Annotated in this window: 10 protein-coding genes; 6 read left to right on the forward strand and 4 right to left on the reverse strand. The window is 30.7% G+C overall.

Annotation, left to right across the window (positions count from 1 at the left end; translation table 11 throughout):
• From JJE11_RS08395 to nuoE, 3 genes are all read right to left on the reverse strand, one after another.
• The coding region (locus JJE11_RS08395) for a [Fe-Fe] hydrogenase large subunit C-terminal domain-containing protein (RefSeq protein WP_291634497.1) at positions 1-967 on the reverse strand (967 nt) is incomplete at its 3' end.
• A 48-nt stretch (positions 968-1,015) separates the two neighbouring features.
• A complete protein-coding gene (locus JJE11_RS08400; protein WP_291634499.1) occupies positions 1,016-2,911 on the reverse strand; it encodes an NADH-quinone oxidoreductase subunit NuoF in 1,896 nt (631 codons plus the stop codon).
• A 13-nt stretch (positions 2,912-2,924) separates the two neighbouring features.
• Positions 2,925-3,419 (reverse strand): NADH-quinone oxidoreductase subunit NuoE, encoded by a 495-nt coding sequence (gene nuoE / locus JJE11_RS08405; RefSeq protein ID WP_291634501.1) that lies wholly within the window; start codon positions 3,417-3,419, stop codon positions 2,925-2,927.
• 441 nt (positions 3,420-3,860) lie between these two features.
• On the opposite strand from nuoE, the gene JJE11_RS08410 reads away from it, so the two are divergent.
• The 4 genes from JJE11_RS08410 (at position 3,861) to JJE11_RS08425 (ending at position 7,187) form a co-directional block, all read left to right on the forward strand.
• The gene (locus JJE11_RS08410; protein ID WP_291634503.1) at positions 3,861-4,478 is read left to right on the forward strand and encodes a hypothetical protein; all 618 of its coding nucleotides are present in this window, start codon (positions 3,861-3,863) and stop codon (positions 4,476-4,478) included.
• Positions 4,479-4,915: 437 nt separating this feature from the next.
• Complete coding sequence (locus tag JJE11_RS08415; RefSeq protein WP_291634505.1) at positions 4,916-6,184, forward strand: HD-GYP domain-containing protein; 1,269 nt, start codon at positions 4,916-4,918, stop codon at positions 6,182-6,184.
• A gap of 13 nt (positions 6,185-6,197) precedes the next feature.
• Entirely contained in the window at positions 6,198-6,743 is a 546-nt protein-coding gene (locus JJE11_RS08420) for a DUF5317 domain-containing protein (RefSeq protein ID WP_291634507.1), read from the forward strand.
• A 231-nt stretch (positions 6,744-6,974) separates the two neighbouring features.
• Positions 6,975-7,187 (forward strand): cation transporter, encoded by a 213-nt coding sequence (locus tag JJE11_RS08425; RefSeq protein WP_291634509.1) that lies wholly within the window; start codon positions 6,975-6,977, stop codon positions 7,185-7,187.
• Between the two features lie 82 nt (positions 7,188-7,269).
• Here the strand turns inward: JJE11_RS08425 and JJE11_RS08430 are convergent, their stop codons facing one another.
• Positions 7,270-7,761 carry a metallophosphoesterase family protein gene (locus JJE11_RS08430; protein WP_291634511.1) on the reverse strand — a complete coding sequence of 164 codons (492 nt, stop codon included), beginning with the start codon at positions 7,759-7,761 and terminating at the stop codon, positions 7,270-7,272.
• 174 nt (positions 7,762-7,935) lie between these two features.
• Here JJE11_RS08430 and JJE11_RS08435 point away from each other — a divergent pair, with 174 nt between their 5' ends.
• Positions 7,936-8,646 carry a hypothetical protein gene (locus JJE11_RS08435; protein ID WP_291634514.1) on the forward strand — a complete coding sequence of 237 codons (711 nt, stop codon included), beginning with the start codon at positions 7,936-7,938 and terminating at the stop codon, positions 8,644-8,646.
• Between the two features lie 3 nt (positions 8,647-8,649).
• Positions 8,650-9,516 (forward strand): DMT family transporter, encoded by an 867-nt coding sequence (locus JJE11_RS08440; protein WP_291634516.1) that lies wholly within the window; start codon positions 8,650-8,652, stop codon positions 9,514-9,516.
• Positions 9,517-9,695 lie beyond the last annotated feature (179 nt).

Here is a 9,695-nt window from a genome sequence, read left to right on the forward strand (position 1 = left end):
TATCTAATAAATCACTAAATTGATGTTCAAAGAAGTTAACCCAAGCAGGACAACAACTTGTAAGCATTGGAAGCTTTCCACCATGTTGTAGCCTATGAGCAAATTCGCTAGCTTCTTCCATTATTGTTAAGTCAGCTGCAAAATCAGTATCAAATACTTTAGTGAAGCCTAATGCTCTTAGTGCGGCAACCATTTTTCCGGTAACAGAAGTACCTTGCTCGATTCCAAATTCTTCACCAAGTGCAGCTCTAACTGCAGGAGCAGTTTGAACAACAACAACTTTTCCTGTTTGGTCAAGAGCATTCCAAACTTTAGAAGTATTATTAACCTCTGTTAATGCACCAGTTGGACATACAGAAACACATTTTCCACAGAAAGTACAAGTGGTTTCTCCTATTGGTAATGCAAAAGCAGTGGATACAACAGTGCCAAACCCTCTGCCTACACCAGATATAGCTCCAACAGTTTGAATTTCATTACAAACAGTTTCACAACGTCTGCATAATATACATTTATTTGGATCTCTAACAATAGAACTACTTGAATTATCTATAGGATAAGTTGACATTTCGCCCTTATAGCGAATTTCACGAATACCCAGTTCAGCTGCTAACCGTTGTAATTCACACTTAGTATTTCTCTCACATAATAAGCAGTCTTGTGGGTGGTCAGATAGAATTAATTCAAGCACAGTTCTACGTGCTTTAATGGCTCTGATTGAGTTTGTCTTAACATCCATTCCCTCTGTAGCAGGAGTTGAACAGGCAGGGGCTAAGTTTCTTCGACCTATTACTTCAACAACACATACTCTACAAGAACCTGGATGGTTTGTAGTTTTCCCATCATGCATATTTAAATGACATAATGTTGGAATATCTATATTTAACATTTTCGCAGCTTGTAAAATAGTTGTGCCTTGTTTTACGTGGATTTTTTTATCATTTATAGTAAGAGTAATTAAACTCACGGCGTGCACCTCTTTCTTATATTTTTATATTTTGAATTTATTAACATATTATTTTTTTATAATCGCATTAACTGGACATGCAACTAGGCATGCGCCACACTTAATACATTTATCTTGGTCAATAACATGTATTGTTTTAACTTTTCCACTTATGCAGTTAGCTGGACATTGTCTTGCACATTTTGTACATCCGATACATTTATCAGTGATAGTGTATCTTAATAAATTTTTGCATACTCCAGCAGGGCAAGTTTTTTGGTATACGTGAGCTTCATATTCTTCTTTGAAATATTTCATAGTACTTAATACTGGATTTGGAGCAGTTTGTCCCAGGCCACATAGTGAAGTATCTTTGATAGTATTTGCAAGTGATTTTAGCTTGTGTAAATCTAGTTTTGTTCCATTACCTTTTGAAATCTTATCTAACATTTCAAGAAGACGTTTATTTCCTACTCTACAAGGGGTACATTTACCACAAGACTCTTCTACAGTGAATTCTAAGTAGAATTTAGCAATATCAATCATGCAGTTATCTTCATCCATAACAATCATACCGCCGGAACCCATCATAGATCCTATAGCACCAAGTGATTCATAATCTATTGGGGTATCTAAGAATTCTGCTGTAATACATCCACCGGATGGACCGCCTGTTTGAACAGCTTTAAATTCACGACCGTTCTTAATTCCGCCACCGATATCATATATAATTTCTCTAAGGGTTGTGCCCATTGGAACTTCTACCAGCCCAACGTTATTGATCTTGCCAGCAAGAGCGAAAACTTTTGTTCCTTTAGATGTTGCTGTTCCAATAGAACTATACCACGCAGCACCCTTATTAATGATAGCTGGAATATTTGCAAGAGTTTCAACATTGTTAACACAAGTTGGTTTATTCCATAATCCACTTTGAGCTGGGAACGGTGGTTTATTAGTGGGCTCTCCACGTTCACCTTCAATTGACTGAATTAATGCAGTTTCTTCTCCACATACGAAAGCACCAGCACCATATTTAATTTCTATATCAAAGCTAAAATCAGTTCCTAAAATGTTTTTACCAAGAAGTCCTAATGAACGAGCCTGACCTATAGCTGTTCTTAACCTACTAATTGCAAGAGGGTACTCTGCTCTAATATATATATTTCCAATTGAAGCACCAATACTATAACCAGCTATTGCCATTGCTTCTAGAACACTGTGAGGATCACCTTCAAGAATAGAACGGTCCATAAAAGCACCAGGGTCACCTTCATCAGCATTACATATTATATACTTTTGATCAGCATCGTACATTTTAGCAAAAGACCATTTTTTACCTGTTGGGAAGCCGCCGCCGCCTCTTCCTCGAAGTCCTGAATCAATCATTAATTTTATAATATCATCTTGAGACATTTCTGTAATTACTTTACCTAATGCTAAGTAGCCGTTTTCAGCAATGTATTCGTTTATGTCTTCAGGGTTAATGAGTCCACAGTTTCTAAGCGCAATTCTTACTTGCTTCTTATAAAAAGGCATATCTTCCTGTCTTTTTATTTTTGCTTTTGCGCTTGGGTCTTCAAATAAAAGTCTATCTATAACATTGCCTTTTAATAAGTGCTCTTTAACTATTTCCACTGCGTCAGTTGGTTTAACAGTAACGTAAAATACATTGTCAGGAGAAATCTTAACTATTGGACCTTTTTCACAGAATCCAAAACAACCAGTTATATGGGCAGTAACTTCATCAGATAGTCCAGCAGCTGCGATTTCCTTTTGTAGGTTTGCTAATATTTCTTCACTTTGAGCTGACATGCATCCTGTACCACCACAAACTGATAAATACCTTGTACACCTATTACCTTCAGATGATTTCTCAAGTTCTTCGTTTATTTTCCTAAGTTCTAGTAATGTATTATATCTATTTTGAATACTTTTTAGTTCATTAAAAGAATTAATTTTATTCAATATACTTCTCCCCCTATTCAGTGTAATCGCTTGTAGCGTAATCAGCTAATATTTTATCTACTTGTTCTGCTGTAACATGGCCATAAACCTTATCGTTTATAGTTACTACTGGTGCAAGACCGCAAGCTCCTACACATCTTAATGAGCCTAATGTAAATTTGCCATCAGAAGTTGTCTCTCCATTTTTGATGTTTAACTTCTTTTCAAACTCTTCAAGTACGTCTGCGGAACCCCTAACGAAACAAGCAGTTCCCATGCAAACATTCACTACGTACTCCCCTCTTGGATTAATAGTGAAGTAAGAATAGAAAGTTACAACACCATAAACCTTTGAAACTGGAATATTTAACTTTTCTGATACGAAGGCTTGTACTTCATGAGGTAAGTAGCCAAACAAACCTTGTGCTTTGTGAAGCACTTCGATAAGAGCACCTTCTTTGGTTGGAAGAGAATTAATAAATTTTTCTAGAATTATGAAATTTTCTTGATTTAAGCAATTAGAACACACTAATATAGACCTCCTTTAAGATGTATGATTACGTATAGACGGATTGAATTAATTATTATAAGAAATATTTTGAAAAGTAAGTCTTTAACAAACATTATTATTAATATCATATTTGTTTTTCAAGAAATATAAGAAAAGAAAACACATTATGTATGAAATATACATAATAGATAAAATGTTATACTACGTATATTCCAAGCAAAGTGTTTAATTACATTATAATAGAATTCATATAAAAAATCCACTACCTATTTAGTGAATTATCATTAATATAATAAGAAAAAAAACAGCAAAATCAGGAGAGATTTTTATATATTATTTTGTAATAATATGCTAATATTAAATAATAAGAATATTATAAAAAAATAACATGTAAAAACTTGTATAGGATTACTGAATGTGATATATTTTGATTAATATTACAAGAGTGAGGTGTTTATTATGGATTTTGATGCTTTTGGGGAAATTATAAATAAAATAAATGGTGTTCTTAGTACAAAAATAGTAGATAAGGATAATGATATTCAAGAGATGCATATACTGGCTAATACGTTAAGAGCGCCAAAGCAAATAGTAAGAGATATTGAGTCTATTCTTTTAACATCTTTTGACTATAGAATAGATAGAAAAGTTATTAGCATTGCACAAATTGAAACAGATGACTGTGACCCTATTAAAAGAATAAAATTTGGGGGTATTTCCTTAGACGTGCAGGCAAAAATGTTAGAGTGTAGTGTTAAGCTCCTATATGAAGAAGTAGAATTCTTTGTGACTCAAGTAGGAATTAAAACTGCAGCAAACAGAAAAAAAATAGTAGCCAAGGCAACTATTGACGCTGTAGAAAAGATTCTTGGACAAGCTTATGTATTTGATGTGCAAGATGTAATTAGCACTACTAATAAAAATATAACATTTATATCGGTGCTAGTAAATATGGTTACAAATGAATCAGAACAAACCATGGTAGGGTCTGCAATTGTAGAAAATGATATAAATGAAGCTATTGCAAAAGCAACCTTAGCAGCTATAAATAGAAGAGTACAAAAGAACAAATTTTAACGACATTTAAGAAGGCGAATAGTTCTTAATTATACAAGCGGAGAATGAACAACCATAATATAAACAAATTTTCGGAAGCAGTTTAACCTCCTATTGGATTCGTTAACATTACAACACCGAGGGAAATGAATTGACAACTTTAAGAGTTGTTGAAAAGCCACTAAGTGGCTCTTAACTTGATTTAAAGGCCGATATCATACTATTCTTCAAAAACTTAGTTTGTAAAATTATTATTTGAATGTTTACCCTAGCGGAGTTAGAATATGATAGGTTATAGCGTAGCCCTATTAATTTAAATCAAAGGGGGATTTTAATAATGAGAAAATTAACTACAATATTATTAGCTATATTAGCACTTGCTATAGCTGGTGGTTCATCAGCTAGTTGGATGTGGTAATTTAGGATTATCGGCCTTTAATATATATAGGAGGAAACTAATGAAGAAACTTCCGTTGAATTTAAAAATGTATATTTTAACTATATATCTTATAACAATTATATCCATCGTCTTTTTCTTTAAAACAGAATATAAAAATTTCTTTTCAATTAGATTTGATATTTTAGTATTTTTTATACTTTTAACAGCTTTTACAGAAAGCATTACAGTGATTTATAAAAAAATTTCTTTTAGTACAAGCTTTGCAATAACAGTTGCTTCTTTTATTTTATTTGGAGCCTCAAATGCAATAATAATCTTAGTATTAGGAGTTGCATTTAGAGTACCTAAATATAATAATAAATATAGGCACATATTTAACACACCTTTTTATGGAACACTATTTAATTGTTGTGGATTTACATTACCAATTATATATGGAAATTATTTTTATAAATTAGTAGGTGGTACTACTTATAATGGTAAATTAGATGATAACTTCTTACCAATTATTGTGTTCAGTGTTGTATTTTATATAGTTAATACATTTATTATATCAATTGTATTTTCAATTACTAATAAAAAAGGCATTATATACTCATTTATAAGCAATTTTAAACTAGTATTATTAAATACTTTGGCTATGACTCCATTCGGTATACTCTTAGCTTATTTATTCAATTTATACAGTTATGGCGGTGTTGTCCTTGTACTAATGCCTATAGTATTAGCGAGATACACTTTCTACCTATATATTCAAACAAAATCTCAATATGTTGAAACTGTAGATGCGCTTGTGATTGCTATAGAAGCAAGAGATAGATATACAGAAGGACATTCAAAAAGAGTGGCTAACATTACAGCAAGTATAGCAAAAGAACTCAGATATTCAGAATGGAAAATTGAACAATTAAATATGGCATCCCTTCTACACGATGTTGGAAAGATTGGAATTGATGATCACATATTGAATAAACCTGGGAAACTTACTGATGAGGAATACAATACAATAAAAAACCATCCACTTATAGGCTACAATATTTTAAAAGATATTAAAAATCTTGAAAATATATTACCGATTATCCGTCATCACCATGAACGATATGACGGAAAAGGATATCCAGATGCTAAAAGAGCTGATGAGTTAAGCCTTGATGTTTTTATTGTTCAACTTGCAGATTCTATAGATGCTATGGCTAAAGACAGACCTTATAGAAAAGCTCTAAATCATGATATGGTTCTAGAGGAAGTGAAAAAATGCTCTGGAAGTCAGTTTCATCCGAAAGTAGTTGAGGCATATTTTAAAGTATTAGAAAAACAAAAAATATAAAGTGGGGATTTAAATGTTTATTGAAGCCTTAATTTTTGCGGTGATTTTAGGATATATATTAAAAGGAAATATAAAAAATTTAGAAAATGTAGACTTAAAAGCAGCATATCTTGTTTTTATTTCTTTCTTAATAGAATTTTTTATTGTTATATCTATAAACAAAGGATTTCTTAGTATAGGTATATTTACATATATATTAAATTTTATCATGTATCTTTTATTGGTAGCTTTCATTTATTTTAATAGAAAAAATAAGTATATTGTACTTATGGGATTTGGATTTTTGTTAAATTCGATTCCGATTTTCTTAAATGGAGGGGCAATGCCAGTTAGTCCTAAAGCGGCAGAAATAGCTGGGCTAACTTTAAATATAAGTAGGGAAGGCCTTTATACATTCATAAATGAAAATACTAAGGTATGGTTTTTAGGAGATATCATTCCTTTAACTTTCTTAAGGAATTTTGCCATAAGTATAGGAGATATTATTGCAGTAGTAGGACTAATGTTGTTTATAATTACAGGAATGAAGAGGCAGATTAAAATTAAAGAAAAAAATTAAAGAGAATTTATTTCGAACTATTGGATATAATACATTAAGTATACCAATATCACTTGAATTTTTACCAATTTTGGTGGCTTTTATTGAATTATATTTTGACTTAGTAGTATCAAATACATGAAGGTGAAAATAATTTAAAGAATAAAATAAATTTAAGTTGACTTATTGATTATATAATTTAGAATTAAAATATATAATAATATAAATTAAGAAGTGAAAGGGGAATTTTAAATGAAGAAAAAAATATATATTGATGGAATGAGTTGTTCACATTGTGTAAGTCATGTAAAGGAAGCGTTACTAGATATTGGCGCTAGTAAAGTAAAAGTTGACTTAGAGGAAAAATTTGCAGTAGCAGAATTTGATGATGAAGTAACAGATAATGATATCACAGAGGCTATTGAAGAAATAGGATATGAAGTTACTGAAGTAGAAGAGGACTAATATAGAAAAAGCTTACCAAAATGGTAGGCTTTTTCTTTTGAGGTCACTTATTCATCTCTATTAGACTAGACAACTACAAATATTAATTAAACAATTTTAATTGAACATTTATTTTCTTATCTTGTATTTCTAAAATAACGTAGGAATACCAAGGTTCACGCCTTTTATAAGAGGGTGAACCTGGATTTATCATGAGTATCTTGTTTTTAGTCAAAATCAGTGGTTGATGGCTGTGTCCAAAGACGATTATATCTACTTTATCGTCAATAAATTTATCATAGGCTGTTTCTAATGTATTTTTGGAATTACCATGACCGTGGTATAAACCAATTTTATACCCTTCAACAGTTATGATAGTTTTTTCTTTTAATAAATCTCGGATATATCCTTTATCATTATTTCCCCACACCCCAACAAAGTTCTTATGCTCTCTTAATTTTGAAACTACGCAGGGCGAAATATAATCGCCAGCATGAATTATCATATCAGCTTCTTTAGATAGAATATCTATTAATTTGAAAAGTTTATCGCTATGTTTTTTAACATGAGTATCAGACAGTATTGCAATTTTCATATTTCATCACCTTCTAGTATTATATTATTTTATAGAATGCTTTGATACACTATTAGTATGTGCGTAATATAACATTTCTGCTATAATTATCATATAAATATAAATATAAATATAAATAAAAGCTTGCGAATTTCATAAGAAATTTTAAATGTTAGTAAAGCGTTAGGAGAAAAAATGAATGAAACTGAAGATATAGTCTATGTTTTAGAGGAAACAGGAATAAATATAAATAATGAGAAGTCGTTGCACTCATCTATTAAGCAATGGTATGCTGTGCCGGGGGATAGATTAGAAGTAAAAGTAGATAAATATATAATTGATTTAGTAAGAGAAGATGCATTAATAGAAATACAAACAAGAAATTTTAGTGCCATTGGCAAAAAGCTTAGAGAACTTATTAAGTACAATAAGGTAATGCTTGTACATCCTATAGCTATTGAAAAATATATAGTAACAACAGAGGAAATTGGCACAGTGATTACAAGACGTAAATCGCCTAAAAAAGGAAAACTTACCGATTTATTTGATGAGTTAATTAGAATACCGGATTTGATGGCGGAAGAAAATTTTATACTAGAAATCTTAATGACTAGAGTGGAAGAAATAAGATGCAAAGATGGCAAAGGAAGTTGGAGAAGAAAAGGTATTAGTATTGTGGATAGAAAGCTTGTAGAGGTAACTCAAAAAATCACATTTAGAGAAGTAAAAGATTTCTTGATATTTCTACCAGAAGAACTATCACAAAATTTTACCAATAAAGAATTAGCAAAAGTGTTAAAAGTTAATGTAAGCAAGGCGAGAAAAATTACTTACTGTTTTAGAAAAATGAATATTATAAGACAAGTAGGAAAGCTTAAAAATGAACTCATATTTGAGAGGGTGTGAAGAATGGATAACAAACCAAAAGCTATTTCACTTATGCTCATATCTGCTTTAGCATTTTCAATCATGGGGGCCATGGTAAAACTATCGGGTGATATTCCACTATTTGAAAAGGTCTTTTATAGAAATCTAGTAAGTTTAGGTATGGCATACATTATGATAAGAAATACCAAGGTGAGTTTTTTTGGAAAGAAAGAAAATCAGAAATATTTACTTTCTAGATCATTATTAGGACTTTTAGGCGTAATATTAAGTTTTTATGCAATAAATTATTTAGTACTTTCAGATGCAAGTATGTTAAATAAAATATCACCTTTTTTTGTGACTTTATTTGCTGCAATATTTTTAAAGGAGAAACTTAGTAAAGTTCAAATTCCGGTATTATTCGTTGTATTTATGGGAGCTCTATTAATTATTAAGCCCCAATTTAATTTTTCAGTTGTTCCTTCACTTTCAGGGTTTCTATCTGCTATGTGTGCGGGATCTACTTATACTATAATTAGATTTTTAAGAGATAGAGAAAAAGCTTCAACTATTGTATTTTATTTTTCTTTTGTTTCAGTGGTAGTAATATTTCCACTGATGATGCTATCTTATCAAAAACCCACTTTGATTCAGCTTATGTACTTAATAGGAATAGGGATTTTTGCGGGTATTGGCCAACTCGCGTTAACAAGTGCTTATAGATATGCACCAGCAGGAGAGGTATCAATTTATGACTATACTAGTATAGTATTTTCTGCAATTATAGGATTTATAGTTTGGTCAGAAGTTCCAGACTTTTTAAGTATTATGGGAACATTAATTATTATTTCAGCAGCAATTTTTATGTATTTCTATAATGAGAAAAGAGTTTTGCAAAAAAAAAATTAGGTGAATTGTTATAATAAGTAAATTAGGCCGTCAGGGTAGAATATATTTAGTATTTATTTTCAAATTAGCTTTTTAGGTGATAAATAATGAAGTATAATATAAATACAACATTATTATATATAAAGTACATGAGTTGGAAATTAAATAATAAAAGGATAAAAATAAGTGGAATAAACTAA

It is taken from the genome of Clostridium sp., assembly GCF_016650095.1.
Taxonomy (GTDB): Bacteria; Bacillota; Clostridia; order Clostridiales; family Clostridiaceae; genus Clostridium_AD.

Coding starts and splice junctions, on each gene's coding strand:
- JJE11_RS08435 (WP_291634514.1), top strand. CDS start 7,936: ATGAATGAAACTGAAGATATAGTCTATGTTTTAGAGGAAACAGGAATA.
- JJE11_RS08440 (WP_291634516.1), top strand. CDS start 8,650: ATGGATAACAAACCAAAAGCTATTTCACTTATGCTCATATCTGCTTTA.
- JJE11_RS08420 (WP_291634507.1), top strand. CDS start 6,198: ATGTTTATTGAAGCCTTAATTTTTGCGGTGATTTTAGGATATATATTA.
- JJE11_RS08410 (WP_291634503.1), top strand. CDS start 3,861: ATGGATTTTGATGCTTTTGGGGAAATTATAAATAAAATAAATGGTGTT.
- JJE11_RS08415 (WP_291634505.1), top strand. CDS start 4,916: ATGAAGAAACTTCCGTTGAATTTAAAAATGTATATTTTAACTATATAT.
- JJE11_RS08430 (WP_291634511.1), bottom strand. CDS start 7,761: ATGAAAATTGCAATACTGTCTGATACTCATGTTAAAAAACATAGCGAT.
- JJE11_RS08425 (WP_291634509.1), top strand. CDS start 6,975: ATGAAGAAAAAAATATATATTGATGGAATGAGTTGTTCACATTGTGTA.